Source organism: Pseudomonas sp. D1HM, assembly GCF_019266105.1.
GTDB lineage: Bacteria > Pseudomonadota > Gammaproteobacteria > Pseudomonadales > Pseudomonadaceae > Aquipseudomonas > Aquipseudomonas taetrolens.
In genome coordinates this window covers 95,560-110,842 of sequence record NZ_LRMN01000020.1, presented here as the reverse complement: position 1 = coordinate 110,842, position 15,283 = coordinate 95,560, and the positions used below count along the sequence as shown (strand labels likewise).

The window sequence follows — 15,283 nt, the reverse complement described above, 5'->3', positions numbered from 1 at the left end:
CACATCGGATGAATCAGCAGGACGGGCGCTGTGCACGCTTCAACAGGCAGCCGCAACGAAGCTGCGATCGGCCGCAAAGCCGGACAATACGGTAGGGTCAGGTCGTCCTCGTGGACAGGTTGGCGACTGCTGCGCCATCGCTCGCAGCCTCGCTGCACTCGGCAGCGGCTACCGGGAAAGAGCCAGGCGTCAATCTTCTGCCTGGTCGTCCCCTTCACGACGGCTCATGCCGTACTTGCGCATTTTTTCAACCAGCGTGGTACGCCGGATGCGCAGACGCTCAGCGGCACGCGCCACGATGCCATTGGCATCGTCCAGCGCCTGCTGAATCAGCACTTGCTCCAGACCGCCAAGGTAATCCTTGAGGTCCAGACCTTCGGGCGGCAGCATCGCCGTGGCCGTGAAATCGGGGGCATTGTTGATCGCTGCACGCTCTTCCAGGTCGCAGCGCAGGCTCTCGACCATCTGCTCGTCTTCGTCGTCGACGTAGCGGAATTTCTTCGGCAGCTCGGCAATACCAATCACTCCATATGGATGCATGATTGCCATGCGCTCGACCAGATTGGCCAGCTCCCGGACATTGCCCGGCCAGGCATGACTGCACAGCGACATGATGGCGCCGGAGTTGAAGCGGATCGAACCGCGTTTTTCGTGCTCCATGCGCGAGATCAGCTCGTTCATCAGCAACGGGATGTCTTCGACCCGCTCGCGCAAGGGGGCCATTTCGATCGGGAACACGTTGAGGCGGTAGTACAAGTCTTCGCGGAAGGCGCCGACCTCAATCATGCTTTCGAGGTTTTTGTGAGTCGCGGCAATGATCCGCACGTCCGCGCTCTGGGTCTTGTTGCTGCCCACCCGCTCAAACGTCCGCTCCTGCAACACCCGCAGCAGCTTGACCTGCATCGGCAACGGCATGTCGCCGATTTCATCGAGGAACAGCGTACCGCCGTTGGCCAGCTCAAAACGCCCGGCACGGCTGGTGATGGCCCCGGTGAAAGCGCCCTTCTCATGGCCGAACAGCTCACTCTCAAGCAGTTCGGCAGGAATCGCCCCGCAGTTAACCGGTACAAAGGGCGCATCGCGACGCTTGGAATGGTAATGCAGGTTACGGGCAACCACTTCCTTGCCAGTCCCGGACTCACCAAGGATCAACACGCTGGCCTCGGTGTCGGCCACTTGCTGCATCATTTGACGCACGTGCTGAATGGCACGGCTGGTGCCTACCAGGCTGCGGAACAAATTGGGCTCACGGTGCCGGCCACGCACACGGGCATGATCGTACATCTCGCGATATACCTGCGCACGGTGCAGGGAATCCAGCAGTTTGCTGTAGCTGGGAGGCATTTCCAGGGTGGACAGCACCCGGCGGCGCTGGTCTTCAGGCAGGTCGACCGAAGAAATTTCACCTAAAAGCATGATGGGCAGGAACTCATCCCACGCAGCGAGTGTCTTAAGCAGTCCTGATACGCCGCCAGCGATGCTGACGTCGCCGACCAGGACACAAAGCACTTCACGACTCGACGACAGAGCGCTCACCGCCTGTTCCCAATCGAGACTAGGGCTGGCTAAATTTTCTTCACCCAGAAAATTTAAAATCACCGCCAAATCGTGGCGGCGAGCGCTATCGTCATCGATTAGCAGAATTTTGGTTTCACGCCACATGCAATAGCAACTTCCCTAGTCAACTCAATGCCCTGGCCAAGCAGGACATATTCGTCGCCCTGACCCGATGGATATCCAAGACGACTAAAAACAGAATAACGCGCTAGTTAAGTCAAAAAACCGTGCATAGTCAAATTTATGGCGCTTTAAACGCGATTAACCACATCTTTCTTAGGCCTTAACCAAAGAGATGGTAAACCTTTGAAGCATTTTTTGCTTGATTGATCTGCCCCATTTGCTCAACGAGCAATTGCCGCTCATCCGTCGCCGCCTCCAGCAGCATGCGATACACCACCAACAACCCTTCCAGATTCTCGCGCAACACCGCCTCATCCAGCGGTGCTTCATCCAGTACGCTCTCAACACATACCCGACACGCCGAGTCCAGCTCACCGATCGCATCCCAATTACGCTCGGCCAGAGCGTCAATCAGCGCTACGCGGGTTTCTTGAATTCGTTGCAATTGGCTCATGGCGCACTCCTCAAACCTGCGGGGTTTATTCAGCTGCGATCGCATCCCAACCACTTTTCACAGTGATCAGCAGACGAGCCACTTCGTCGATGATTTCAGGGTCGTTTTGCGCGTTGGCCAGGGTCAAGCGTACGGCCATGTATTCGTACAGGCTGTCGAGCTGCTGCAAGGCAGCCTTGTCGTCGGTCTTCTCTTCATCCAGGCCCTGACGCAGACCGGTGATGATGTCGATAGCCTTGGTCAGCAACAGTGCCTTCTGCGCGACATCTCCACGGCTCATTGCACCCTTGGCCTGCGCCATGCGATCCAGACCGCCTTCCATCAGCATCTGAATCAAGCGATGGGGGCTGGCTTCGGAGATTTGGGCGTGGGAATTGACCTTCTGATACTGACGAAGGGCGCGCATCGGGTTCATGTTTCTACCTCATTACAGGTGACAGGCAAAATGACTGGGACATGCTTTATATGTCGACGCAGGGGCGAAAAACTTTAGCCACCCGAGCGCCTCACATCAGTCTTTTTTAGGGTTATTCAACGAGTTGAGCGTGGTCATGATGCTGGAGCTGCTGGCGTTCATCTTCGCGATCAAGGTGTCCATCGCCGTGTATTTGGCGCTGAGGGTGTCTTTCAGGGCGTCCATGCGCCGATCCAGGTCTGCCTGTTGCGTCGTCAGGTTCGTCAGTTTGGTGTTCAAGTCAGTGGCGCGGGACGCCAGCAGCCCAGAACTTCCGACATAGCTTTCGGTGGCCTTGGTCATTCGTGCCACCAGGCCTGTGTCGCCGGTGAACACCTTGGCAATCTCGGTGGGGCCATTGGCGGTCTCTACCGCCGCCTTCCACTTGGTGTCATCCAGCGTCAGCAGCCCGGTTTTCTGGTCAGTACTGATGCCCATCTGCGACAGGTTGCCGACACTCGACGAGCCGGTGTTCTGCAGCAACTCGTTGCGGATACCGTTGACCAGCTGACGCATCGACGCATCGCCCGTCAGCGCGCCCGAGGTGGTGGTCGACGCATCGCCGGTGGCCGTGACTTTGGTCTGGGTGTTGATACTGGTCAACAGCGCGTTGTACGCCGTGACGAACGACTGAACCGAGGTTTTCAGGGTGGTGGTGTTGGACGCCACGGTAATGGTGGATGCCTTGGTGTCAATCAACTCCAGGCTCACGCCGCTGATGGCCGCCGTCACTTTATTGCTCTTCGACTCCATGGCAATGCCATCAATCGTGTATTCGGCGTTCACCGGCGGCTTGCCGGCGTCATAACCGATCGCCAGTTCCGAATCGCCACTGATGGTAATGTCGGTGCCTTTGCCTGTGGTCTGCGAGCTGATCACCAGCCGCGAGCCATTGGCGTCGCTCAGGACGTTGGCGCTGATACCCTTGGATTGCAGCTGCGTGTTGATTGCGTCGCGGGTCTGCTGCATGGTCGCCCCCGCCGGGATCGTGACATCGTAATTGTCACCGGACTGCGAGAGGGTCAGGGTTGCAGCCGCTTCGCTGGTGTTCACAACCGCCGAAGGGCCACCCGCGAACATCTTGCTGGTGATTTTCGACGCAGTCGCCAACTGAGTGACGTCCAGCGCATAGGTGCCGCTGGACGCTTTGTCATCGATGGTGACTTTGGAAATTTTTTCGTCAGACGACGATGCGGCCAGGCCATTGAAGCTGGACGCGTTATTGAGCTTGGCAATTGCTGTACGGTAGGCCTCAAGCGCAACCTTGACCGTACCCACCGCCGACAACTGAGTCGTGGTGACGGTTTGCTGCTTGGTAATCTGGCTTTGCTTGGGCGCTTTTTCCGCATCAACCAGGGCTTTTACAATGCCGACCGTGTCGAAACCCGAGCCGACCCCCGTAATGGTTGAACTTGCCATCTGTATTCTCCTTATCCGGTGGCTGGCGCTTTATTGGCGAAGCGTGCCGAAGCCACAGAGTGCTTCACATTTCATGCCACCTTCAAACGCCAAAACCTGAAAAAACAAAAGGGCACGTAAACGCGCCCTTCTGTTTTCAACCAAGCGCTGAAATTACTGAAGCAGTTTCATCACAGCGGATGGCAGCTGGTTAGCCTGTGACAGGATCGCAGTGGACGCCTGCTGCAGGGTTTGTTGCTTGGTCAGCTCAGCAGCTTCGGAAGCGAAGTCAGTGTCCTGAACCCGACCCAGTGCCGCGGTGGAGTTCTCGGAAATGCTCTGCAGGTTGGCCACGGTGCTGGTGAAACGGTTTTGAACAGCACCCAGAGCCGAACGCTGGGTGTCGATCTGCGAGATCGCATCAGCCAGCGCCTGGACAGTACGCTGCGAATCTTCTGCACTCAGAATGCTCAGGTCGGAAACGGTGGTTTCCATTTTTACCGCTTTTGTGGTCCCAACCCCATCACCCGTATCAACAGCGGCAGCAGTAGTCAGACCCAATGCGGCCAGACCAGTCCCGGCACTGCCATTGGCAATAGTGATGTTGCCGGTTGAGAACAGATTCAAACTTCCGTCATCTTTAAGGCTGGCGGTTACCCCAGTGCTGGCGCTGTTGATCGACGAAACCACATCGGCCATTGTCGAACCGGCATTAAACTTGACCTCAGTACCGTTGAGGTTGATTGAGGTTGCATCCTCCAGCTTGGACGCCGTAGTCCCTGCCGACAGCCCCAACTTGGCCAGCGCTCCAGCACCCTCAGCCGTTGTGCTGTTTTCCAGTTTGACAGCTTTACCATCAGCAGACGTCAACACTAGACGGTCACCAGACACCGAAGCGGTCACGCCAGTCCCGGGTACAATCGCTGGGGCCGTACCGGTGTCAGCAGTCAGGGCGTTGATTGCCGTCATGACTTTAGTCAAATCATCATCAGCAGCCGCTATATTCACAGTGACGCCGTTAATTTTGATCTCCGCGTCTGTCCCCAGATCAGTGGTCGCCTTGCCCGTTACCGTCGCCGACAACGTTGTCTTTTCCCCCGACACCTTCGCCTCGCTGAAAGAGCCTTTCAAACCGGTAGCGCTGATGTCGTTCATGCCGAACGAGATGGTCTGGTTGGCGTCGGAACCGATCTGGAAGGATTGGTTCTGGAACGAGCCGTCCAGCAGGTTACGACCACCGAAAGTGGTGGTTTGGGCGATACGGGTCAGTTCACCGGTTTTCGCCGTGAATTCTTGTTGCAGGGACGCACGGTCTTCAGCGCTTTTATCACCGTTCGCGGACTGCAGGGCCAGTTCACGCAAACGTTGCAGAATGTTGGTCGACTCTTGCATCGCGCCTTCGGCGGTCTGGGCAATCGAGGTGCCGTTGTTGGCGTTGGCGATGGCCACTGTCATGCCTTTAACCTGAGAGGTCAGACGGTTGGCGATTTGCATGCCCGCGGCATCGTCTTTGGCGCTGTTGATTTTCAGGCCGGAAGACAGACGGGTCATCGAGGTGCTCAGAGCATCGCCGGCTTTGTTCAGGTTCTTCTGAACGGTCTGGGACGTGACGTTAGTGTTTACTGATAAAGCCATGACGAAATCCTCATTGGATGAATACTGCGGCTTCCGGCCCTGGCAACCGCCGGGTGTGGCCTAGAGAACCTTCGTAATAGTTATCGTCGTGAATGCAGGTTGCTTGAGGGATTTTTTGATTTTTTTTACTGGCGGCGTGCCATCCCTTTTATTTCAGGGGGTTAGCGACACCTGAAGCGACAAAAATCCCCGTAGGAGCGAGCTTGCTCGCGATGGAATCACCGCGCTACGTCAGGCATACCGCGTCGACCGGATCGCGAGCACGCTCGGCGCCTGCAAAGAACAGAGGGGATAAACGCAAAACGCCCATGGCTTTTAAGGCCACGGGCGTTGGGTGTTTCGACGTAAAGCTTAAGGGCGATAGATAATCGCCGAGCCCCACGACAGACCTACGCCGAAGCCGCTGAGGGCTACGCGCGTCCAGGTGGCGTCCATCACGTGCTTTTCCAGCAGCAGCGGAATGCTCGAAGACACGGTGTTACCGGTCTCGACCATGTCCTTGATGAACTTCTCCGGCTCGCCTTCAAAGCGACGGGCCACGGCATCGACAATCGCTGCACTGCCCTGATGGATGCAGAAAGCATCGATGTCGGCAGACGTCAGGTCGGACTCTTGCAGCAGCTCATTCAAGTGCGCCGGCACTTTGAGCAGCGCGAAGTTGAACACCTGACGGCCGTTCATGAAGAACACGCCATCGCTGACTTTCAAGTGCGGAGCACCCGAACCGTCTGTGCCGAACTTGGCCTTGCCCAACTGCCAAGGCGCATCTTCGCCCATCCAGGTGGCGGTGGCGGCATCACCAAAGAGCATGGTGGTGTTGCGGTCTTCGGGATCGACGATTTTCGAATACGGGTCAGCGGTCACCAGCAGGCCGTTTTTCAGACCGGCCGCTTCCATGAAGCCCTTCATCGCGTAGATGCCGTAGACATAACCCGAGCACCCCAGGGAAATATCGAACGCAGCGACGTGGGTCGGCAGGCCGAGCTTGTCCTGAACGATGGCGGCCGTGTGCGGCAGGCCTTCGGCGTCGCCGTTTTGCGTCACAACGATCAGCGCATCGATGGATTCGCGATTGAGCTGCGGATTGTTGGCGAACAGGGCGTTAACCGCTTCGACACACAGGTCCGAGGTTTCCTGGTCAGCATCTTTACGCGGCAGGAATGCCGAGCCAATCTTGCCCAGAATGAATTCTTCGTCCTTGGAGAACTTCGCGCCTTGCGCGTAGTTGTCTACACCGCTTGCTGGCACGTAACTGGCGATGCTTTTAATGCCAATCATTGTGGCTTCCCAATACTGAATAGCTGGAGATCACCCGCTCTCACAATCGAGGGGCGTTGACAATAAAAGGGCTTCGTCGCGCAAAAATGCGGCGAAGTGGGCACCCGAATAGACACAAAACAGCCTGAAAAAGGCCCGGCGCCCGCCCATAGGTTTCACACGATACAGTGAAGATGCGCGTTATGACTCGCAAGTCACTCAATTTTGTGCGCTTTTATACAAAAGATTTCAAGGATTACCGCGGATAAACACTGTCGAAACGCTGCTGCCCGCCAAGCCTCGCAGCCTTCGTGCCTCGGCAGCGGCTACAGGATCACCCCAACCTGTAGCCGCTGCCGCAAGCTGCGAAAAGGCGCGAAGGGGCTTCAAGATTTCAGGATCACCCGAGCCCCGTAGCAGCGGTCGAGCGAAGCGAGGCCGCAGGGATAGGTCCGCCGGGCTTTACGACGGCTACGCCGCCGGACGCGGCCTCGTTCTACTCGTCCGCTGCTACAGGATCACCCAACCTGTAGCCGCTGCCGCAAGCTGCGAAAAGGCGCGAAGGGGCATCAGGATTTCAGGATCACCCGAGCTCCGTAGCAGCGGTCGAGCGAAGCGAGGCCGCGTCCGGTCTTCCGGTCTTGCCCTTGATCCACCCGCCCCCCTTTCGGGAGGCCGCACGCTAGGATAGGTCCGCCAGGCTTTACGACGGCTGCGCCGCCGGACGCGGTCTCGTTCTACTCGTCCGCTGCTACAGATTACGCGCTGGATCATCTCTGTAGCCGCTGGCGAGAGTGCCGGCCAGGCCTGCGCAGTTACAACTGGTTGAACAGGCTCAACTGGGAGATTTTCACGAAGGCCAGCTGCGAGGCTTCGAGCATGGCTTTCTGGAAAGCCAGATCAATGGATGCGCCGGCCAGGTCGGTATTGCCAATGGCTGCTGTGGTGGAGTTATTGGCCAGGCCCATGCTGATGTTTTCTTCGTTCTGAATGTCCACCGCGCTTAAGCGCGCACCGATCGACCCCCGCGCGCTGTCGACGCCTGCGCTGGCGTTTTTCAGGTTGCCGATCGCCGAGTTGATCGCATCCCTTTGGGCTTGCCGGGCCTGCGGGTCCTTGTCGGTGGGAACGTCCAGCGCCTGACGCAACTGGCTCAAGGTATCCAGCGCATTCTGGCTCTGGTGATTGTTGCGGTTGACCACGAACTGGTCGCCCGCTGCCCGCGCCCCGGAGAAGCTGAACGTAACGCCCATGGCGCTGAGCGAGTCACCGTTCATGCTGCCAGCGGCAATCGACTTGCTGCTGGCCGTCAGTGGCTGGGCGTAGATCTCGTACTCGGTCTCGCTGGTGAACTTGATCACCGCGCCGTTGCTCGGAAAGCTGTCGCGGTACGCATCGGCAGCGCCCGCGTCCACCTTGTCAATCGTGGTCCCGGTAATCTGCGCAGTCGAGTCGTTGCTCGGGGTCCGCGAAGCACTGAACGAATCAGGCCTGGCCTCAAGGCTGAACACGCGCCCGGCCACTGCCGCATCCCGCTCCGCCGCCGGCACATCCTTGAGATCAAGGTTTATGTCGAACGAGACCCCGTTCAGACTGATGCTCTGACCGCCTGCTTTATCCGGATCCAGCACGCCATTGCCCGGCACCTGCGAGGTCACATCCTTGCCCGTGGCATCGGTCAACGTGTATTGGGTGCTACTGGTGAATTCAAGTGTGTAAGGCTGGCCTTGGGCAAAGCTCTGGTTGAACACCGGGCTTGAGGTAATCAGGCCCGCCGACACCGAGACCTTGCCATCGTTGACCGATGGCGGCTGCAGTGTGGCCTGGGTGCGCCCGGTATTGACCGAGCCTTCCATGATGCTTTTGGCCGTGTCGGTGCCGGCCATGGACAAGGTGTCCGAAATCTTGAGGTTGAGCTGGGTATCATCGCCCTGATAGCTGTAAGTGCCATCGTTGTTGCGGGTATAGGGCGGGGTGTCGGTTTTGGAACCGGAGAACATGTAGTTGCCCGCGGCGTCCTTGCTGTTGAGCAGGCCGAATACCTGGTCTTCGATACTGCCCAGCTCGTTGGCGATCGCGCCGCGGTCGGCGTCGCTGATCGTGCCCCCGGCCCGCAGCGCCAGCTCACTGGCCTTTTGCAGCGCAATGTTGATGCTGTCGAGTACGATTTCCTGGCTGCCCAGCGACGACTTGATGCTGTTCATGTTGGCCGTGTACTGGCCCAGCATGTCTTTTTGCTGCTGCAATTGCAGCAAGCGGGCCGCGCCGACCGGATCATCTGCCGCGGTCTGGATCCGCACGCCGGAGTCGATCTGTTGCTGGGTCTTGATCACCGACGAGAAATTGTTCTGGTAAGTGGCGCTGGTCGACTCAAAAAACTGGGACGTGGAAATGCGCATCGTCGAGGGCTCCCTTAAAGGCTGTTGATCAGCGTGCTGAAGGTTTCTTGCGCCGCTTTGATAATTTGCGACGATGCCGTGTAGTACTGCTGGAACTTGACCAGGTTGGATGCCTCTTCGTCCAGGTTGACCTGGGATACCGAGCCGCGCACTTCCTTGGCGTACGCCAGTGCCGCGCTGTTGGCCGTGCCGTCGACCACCGCCTGACTGGCCTTGCCACCGACTTTGGAGACCAGTTGACTGTACGAGGCGGCCAGGCTGGAGCCGCCTCCCCCGTCACTCACACCAACAGTTTTCTTCGTTTGCAGCTCCAGCAATTGGTTGGCATTGCTGTTGTCCGCCTTGCCGTCCTTGTTGAACTTGATGTCGAAACTATCGCCTTTGGCGGGCGAACCGCTGATCGTGGCCCCGAAAGCGACATCCGTGGTGGTGCCGTCCGCGTTAGTGACGGGCACCTTGACCTTGATTTCGTTGTCCTGGCCCGGCACATAGGTGCCGCTGCTGATGTTTTCGCCTTTTTCGTTCAGCACCCGGTAGCCATGGGTGCCATCTGCGTTAGCGCCATCAAAGACCACACGCACCGGCATCGCGGCCTCGACCTGCGCCTGGCCCAGATTGCTGCCACTGTAAATATCCAGTGCCGATGACAGATTCAGGCCGCTGATGGCGCCGGTGCCGGTGTTGGAGCCGCCTTTACCTGCCACCAGTGGTCCAGCAAATGCCAGCTTGTTGGCATCGGTCATCTGCACGCCGATAGTGCTCGCGCCATTGCGGGTGGGGCTGACCTTGAAGGTATCGCCCGATGTAACCGGGCCACCCTTGAGGTCGAGGCTGAACCCGTCGATGACGGCGGCCGGTTTGCGGGTGAGATCGAATGGACCCAGCGTGGTGCCATCAGAGCGCTTGACCGTGTAGTCCTTGTCGCTGCTGAACGTCACCTGATAATCATAAGTCGTGAGTTTGCCGCTGTCGGTAATGCTCACGTTCAGGTTGCCCGAGCCCTTGCTGTTGCTCGTGGCTGCCAAACTGCGCTGGCTGATGGCCTGTTCGCTGTTGATGCTGTTAAACAGCGACGAACCGAACTCGCCATTGGCGTCCAGGCCCTGGCCCAACTGCTGGTTGATCGCATCAGCGACCACAATCGCAGTGCGCCCCAGATCGTTCATCGCCGGTGCCAGCACCTCATCGCGGTAACGCAACAGGCCGCCAATCTTGCCGCCACTGATTACCGAGGTCACGTCCATGCTGGACTGCGCGTAGTTGACCTGAATGCTGTATTGGCTTTTGTCGACCTTGCCCGGCACCGCCGACAGCGTGCTGGCGGTGCCGCCCAGCACCAGCGACTGGCCGGTGCCCAGCGAAATATCGAATACGTTGTCATGTTCCTGGACGGTCACCCCCACCAGCTCATTGAGCGTGCGTACCGCTTCGTTGCGCGCATCCAGCAAGTTGTTCGGTGTATTGCCGGCGGTGGTCGCCTGGGCAATCTGCTGGTTCAGCGAGGCGATGGTGGCCGTGTGCTGATTAACCATCGAGGTCAGGGTGTCCAGCTGGCTGTTGATGCCTTCGTTTTGCTGGTTGAGCTGGGTCGAGATCGAGTTGAAGCGGTTGCTCAGGGTTTGCGCATGGGTGAGCAGCAACTGGCGGGCCGATATGTCACCGGGCGCCCCGGCAGCGGTTTGCAATGACGCGAAGAAGCTGCCGAGCGCGGCCGAGACACCGGTGCTTTTATCCGACAGCAACTTGTCGATGGAGCCAATCTGGTCGAGATAGGCCTGGGCGTCACCATTGAGCGAAGTGGTGGTTTGCAACTGGGCGTCGAGGTAAGCGTTATAGACCCGGCGCACGTCAGCCAGCGTGGTGCCGGTGCCAATGAACACGCCGCTCACTTGTTGCGAGGCGGCACTGCCCTGCACGATTTGCTGACGTGAATAGCCCGAGGTATTGGCGTTGGCGATGTTATTGCCGACAGTCGCCAATGCGCCTTGACTGGCGTTCAGCCCCGACATCCCGATATTGATCAAACTCGCCATGGTTCAAACCTTATAAATTCGTGAGAGAACCCGTCGAGGCGTAGCTCTGGTAGGTCTTCATTTGCTTGGCAATCTGCGAAATCTTGCTGGCGTATTCAGGGTCGGTAGCATATCCGGCCTTCTGCAATTCGCGTATGAACTGCTCCGGTTTATCGGCCGAATTCAACACTTCTTTATAACGATTGTTGCTCTGCAACAGCGTGACCAGATCATGGAAGCTGTCTTGGTAGGAATCGTAGGAACGGAAGTTCGCCGTCTCCTTGACCATCTGCCCGCCCTTGAACTCACTGGTGATGGCCCGCGCCTGCGCGCCCTGCCAACTGCCGGTAGCCTTGATGCCAAACAGGTTGTGACTGCTGCTGCCATCTTGTTGGCGCATGACTGACTTGCCCCAGCCGGTTTCCAGTGCCGCCTGGGCCACCAGGTACAGCGGGTCGACGCCAATGCGGGCGGCGGCCTGTTGCGCCATCGGCAGCATGCTGGCGACAAATGTATCCGGTGAGTTGAAGGCTTGCCTGGCCGGAGCCAAGGGCGGCTGCGCCACGGCGCGGCCATACACCTGCATCCGCCCTGAAGCGCCGGCTGCGCTGAGCATCGGCTGGCCGCCGCCCTTGAGCACCGCTTCCATCCCGGGCGAAGTACGGCCCGGCACAGCGCCGGCATTGAGGGTGGCGATCGCCGGGTCGGCCGACGGCACGATCCCGGCCAGCAACCGGTCGGTCAGCTTGTTGGGCAACGCCAGACGCCGCTGGTTGAGCAGTGCCCGGTCATTGGCATGCCCCCCCTCGCCCGCTCCCGGCGCGACCGCGACCCGGGAGGCCCACAACGGTCGCTGACCATTGGAGCGCACAAACGGGCTGTCGCTCGGGCTGACGACAGGTGCCGCTGTCGCGGGTTGCGTGACCAGCCCGGTGCTGGCCACGGCGTCTTGCGGGGCTGTCGGTTTGTGCTTGGCCATCTGGCGCATCAGTACATCCGCCAGGCCTATGCCGCCGCCCTGACGGGACAAGGTCACCGACAGCTGCTGATCGTACATTTCCTGATACTGCTTGGCAGCCGGCGTGTTGAGCGGGTTGTCCTTGCCCAGCACTTCGTTCGCCGAGCGCATGGACTTGAGCATTTCGTTCAGGAACAGCGACTCGAACTCCTGCGCCACCTTGCGCATGTTGCCGTCGCTTTCGCGATCACCGACCTTCAGATTGTTCAGCCGGTTCAGGTCGCTGAACGCACCCGAATCGCTGCCGCTGACCACACCGCTCTTACGCATATCCATGATGCCGGCCTCAGATCACGATCAGGTCGGCTTGCAAGGCGCCGGCCTGTTTGAGCGCTTCCAGAATCGCCATCAGATCCCCCGGCGCCGCGCCAACCTGATTCACCGCACGGACGATTTCGTCGAGAGTGGTGCCCGGGCCGAACTTGAACATGGGCTTGGCTTCCTGCTGGGCATTGACCCGCGAACGCGGAACCACAGCGGTCTCGCCGTTGGACAGCGGGCCCGGCTGACTGACAATCGGGTCTTCGGTGATGGTCACGGTCAGGCTGCCGTGGGTCACGGCCGCCGGAGAAACCTTGACGTTTTGCCCGATCACGATAGTGCCGGTGCGCGAATTGATAATGACCTTGGCCACCGCCTGCCCGGGATCGACTTCCAGGTTTTCCAGGATCGACAGGTAATCGACGCGCTGGCTTGGGTCCAACGGCGCCGTGACCCGGACCGAGCCGCCATCAATGGCCTGGGCCACGCCTGGGCCGAGCAAATCGTTGATCTTGTCCACCACCCGCTTGGCGGTGGTGAAGTCCGAACGGTTGAGGTTCAGGGTCAGGCTGTTGCCCTGGTTGAAACCACTGGGTACCGCGCGCTCAACCGAAGCACCGCCCGGAATCCGCCCGGCCGACGGTACGTTGACCGTAATTTTCGAGCCGTCCCGACCTTCGGCGTCAAAACCGCCCACCACCAGGTTGCCCTGGGCAATGGCATAGACGTTGCCATCAATGCCTTTGAGCGGTGTCAGCAACAGGGTGCCGCCGCGCAGGCTTTTGGAGTTGCCGATGGAGGACACGGTGATATCGACCACCTGACCCGGCTTGGCAAAGGCCGGTAAGTCGGCACTGATCGAAACCGCGGCGACGTTCTTCAATTGCACATTGCCCGAGCCCGGCGGCACCTTGATCCCGAACTGCGACAGCATGTTATTGAATGTCTGCAAGGTGAACGGGGTTTGCGTGGTCTGGTCGCCCGTGCCGTTAAGCCCGACCACCAAGCCATAACCAATCAATTGGTTGGAGCGGACGCCCGAAATGCTGGCGATGTCTTTCAACCGCTCGGCGTGGGCGCCCAGGGTGGTCGACAGCAGCACTACGGCTGCCAGCAGATGCTTGAGGTTGAACATGGCGGCCATCACCTAGAAAGGAAAGAGGGGGCTGAGGAAGAACCGGTCAAACCAGCCCGGCTGACTCGCATCGGCAAACGAACCGGTGCCCGAATAGGTGATTCGCGCATCGGCCACGCGGGTCGAAGACACGGTGTTGTCGGTGCTGATGTCATCGGCGCGGACCAACCCGGCAATACGCACCAGCTCATCACCGGTGTTGAGGGTCATCCACTTCTCGCCACGCACCGCGATGATTCCGTTGGGCAACACATCGGCCACCGTCACGGTGATCGAACCCGTAAGGCTGTTGCCCTGCCCGGCCTTGCTGTCGCCCTTGCTGGCCCGGCTGCCGCTGTAACCGGCATTCAGGCTCAAATCACCGCCGCCCAGCGGGTTATTGGTGCTCAGGCCGGCACCGAACAGCGACGTCAAACCAAGGCTGGTGTTGCTGTTTTTACCGATCTGCGAGTTGGCGTTTTTACTCGCCTGGGTCTTCTCGTTCAGGGTAATGGTGATGATGTCGCCAATGCGAAAGGCCTTGCGGTCGCTGTACAGGTTCTGCTCAAAGCCGGCCTGGTAAATCGAACCGTTATTGGCCGCAGCCGGCAGCGGCGTGCGCGGCAGAACCGGGGCGTAATACGGATCGTTCGGGCGTGGCGGCGGGCTGACACAGCCCGCCAGGAACGTAATACCGCCCAGTGCCAGAACAGAAAACAAGCGCTTCATGACCTCTCCCGCCATTGCCGGCGCCCTGCGGGCCGCCGTATTTACGTGATTACAGATTTTGCGTAACGAACGACAACATTTGGTCCGCGGTGGAGATCACTTTGGAGTTCATCTCGTAGGCACGTTGGGTGGTGATCATGTTGACCATCTCCTCCACGGTGCTGACGTTCGACGTCTCCAGCATGCTTTGCATGGTCAGGCCGAAACCGTTCAAGCCGGGCGTACCGATTTGCGGTGCGCCGCTGGACGCGGTTTCGAGGAACAGGTTGCCGCCCTGGGACTGCAAGCCGGCCGGGTTGATGAAGTCAGCCGTCTGCAGGTTGCCGATGACTTGCGCCGCCGGGTTGCCGGCAATGGTGACCGACACCGTGCCGTCCTGGCCGACGGTGAAGGTCTGGGCATCGGCCGGTACCACGATCGCCGGTTCCAGGGCAAAGCCGCTGGCGGTGACGATCTGACCGTTGGAGTCGAGGTGAAAGGTGCCGTCGCGGCTGTAGGCCGTGGTCCCGTCAGGCTGCATGATCTGGAAGAAGCCACGGCCATTGATCGCCAGGTCCAGCGGCTGCTCGGTGGTTTGCAGGCTGCCGGCGGCAAAGTTCTTTTGCGTGCCGACGATCCGCACCCCGGTCCCTACTTGCAGACCCGACGGCAGTTCACTGTCCTGGGTCGACTGGGCGCCAGGCTGACGCTTGATCTGGTACAGCAAGTCCTGGAATTCAGCGCGATCGCGCTTGAAGCCGGTGGTCGAGACGTTGGCCAGGTTGTTGGAAATAGTGGTCAGGTTGGTGTCTTGTGCAGCCAAGCCCGTTTTTGCAACCCACAGTGCCGGAAGCATGGTGTTCTCCTCGCGCGCCGGTTTTTCGGCGCTGCGT

12 protein-coding genes are annotated in these 15,283 nt (G+C 59.3%); all 12 read right to left on the bottom strand.

The genetic code is table 11. From position 1 onward, the window contains the following. Positions 1–189: 189 nt before the first annotated feature. Positions 190–1,662 carry a sigma-54 dependent transcriptional regulator gene (locus tag AWM69_RS19325; RefSeq protein ID WP_218728024.1) on the bottom strand — a complete coding sequence of 491 codons (1,473 nt, stop codon included), beginning with the start codon at positions 1,660–1,662 and terminating at the stop codon, positions 190–192. 178 nt (positions 1,663–1,840) lie between these two features. Next, a complete protein-coding gene (locus AWM69_RS19320) occupies positions 1,841–2,134 on the bottom strand; it encodes a hypothetical protein (RefSeq protein WP_048383015.1) in 294 nt (97 codons plus the stop codon). A 25-nt stretch (positions 2,135–2,159) separates the two neighbouring features. Continuing rightward, positions 2,160–2,549 (bottom strand): flagellar export chaperone FliS, encoded by a 390-nt coding sequence (gene fliS, locus AWM69_RS19315; RefSeq protein WP_131654501.1) that lies wholly within the window; start codon positions 2,547–2,549, stop codon positions 2,160–2,162. 96 nt (positions 2,550–2,645) lie between these two features. Further along, on the bottom strand, positions 2,646–4,007 hold the full coding sequence (gene fliD, locus AWM69_RS19310) for a flagellar filament capping protein FliD (RefSeq protein WP_218728023.1): 1,362 nt from the start codon (positions 4,005–4,007) through the stop codon (positions 2,646–2,648). Between the two features lie 153 nt (positions 4,008–4,160). Further along, positions 4,161–5,621, bottom strand: a complete 1,461-nt coding sequence (locus AWM69_RS19305) for a flagellin (protein ID WP_218728022.1) — start codon at positions 5,619–5,621, stop codon at positions 4,161–4,163. A 351-nt stretch (positions 5,622–5,972) separates the two neighbouring features. Then, positions 5,973–6,899, bottom strand: a complete 927-nt coding sequence (locus AWM69_RS19300) for a ketoacyl-ACP synthase III (RefSeq protein ID WP_048383011.1) — start codon at positions 6,897–6,899, stop codon at positions 5,973–5,975. A gap of 794 nt (positions 6,900–7,693) precedes the next feature. After that, entirely contained in the window at positions 7,694–9,277 is a 1,584-nt protein-coding gene (locus AWM69_RS19295; RefSeq protein WP_218728020.1) for a flagellar hook-associated protein 3, read from the bottom strand. 14 nt (positions 9,278–9,291) lie between these two features. Beyond that, the gene (flgK, locus tag AWM69_RS19290; protein WP_218728019.1) at positions 9,292–11,310 is read right to left on the bottom strand and encodes a flagellar hook-associated protein FlgK; all 2,019 of its coding nucleotides are present in this window, start codon (positions 11,308–11,310) and stop codon (positions 9,292–9,294) included. Positions 11,311–11,320: 10 nt separating this feature from the next. Further along, complete coding sequence (gene flgJ, locus AWM69_RS19285) at positions 11,321–12,583, bottom strand: flagellar assembly peptidoglycan hydrolase FlgJ (RefSeq protein ID WP_218728018.1); 1,263 nt, start codon at positions 12,581–12,583, stop codon at positions 11,321–11,323. Between the two features lie 10 nt (positions 12,584–12,593). Beyond that, positions 12,594–13,703, bottom strand: coding sequence for a flagellar basal body P-ring protein FlgI (locus tag AWM69_RS19280; RefSeq protein ID WP_048383220.1), 1,110 nt, complete (start codon positions 13,701–13,703; stop codon positions 12,594–12,596). A gap of 12 nt (positions 13,704–13,715) precedes the next feature. Then, entirely contained in the window at positions 13,716–14,411 is a 696-nt protein-coding gene (gene flgH, locus AWM69_RS19275) for a flagellar basal body L-ring protein FlgH (protein WP_131654508.1), read from the bottom strand. Between the two features lie 49 nt (positions 14,412–14,460). Then, positions 14,461–15,246, bottom strand: a complete 786-nt coding sequence (flgG, locus tag AWM69_RS19270) for a flagellar basal-body rod protein FlgG (protein ID WP_048383006.1) — start codon at positions 15,244–15,246, stop codon at positions 14,461–14,463. Positions 15,247–15,283 lie beyond the last annotated feature (37 nt).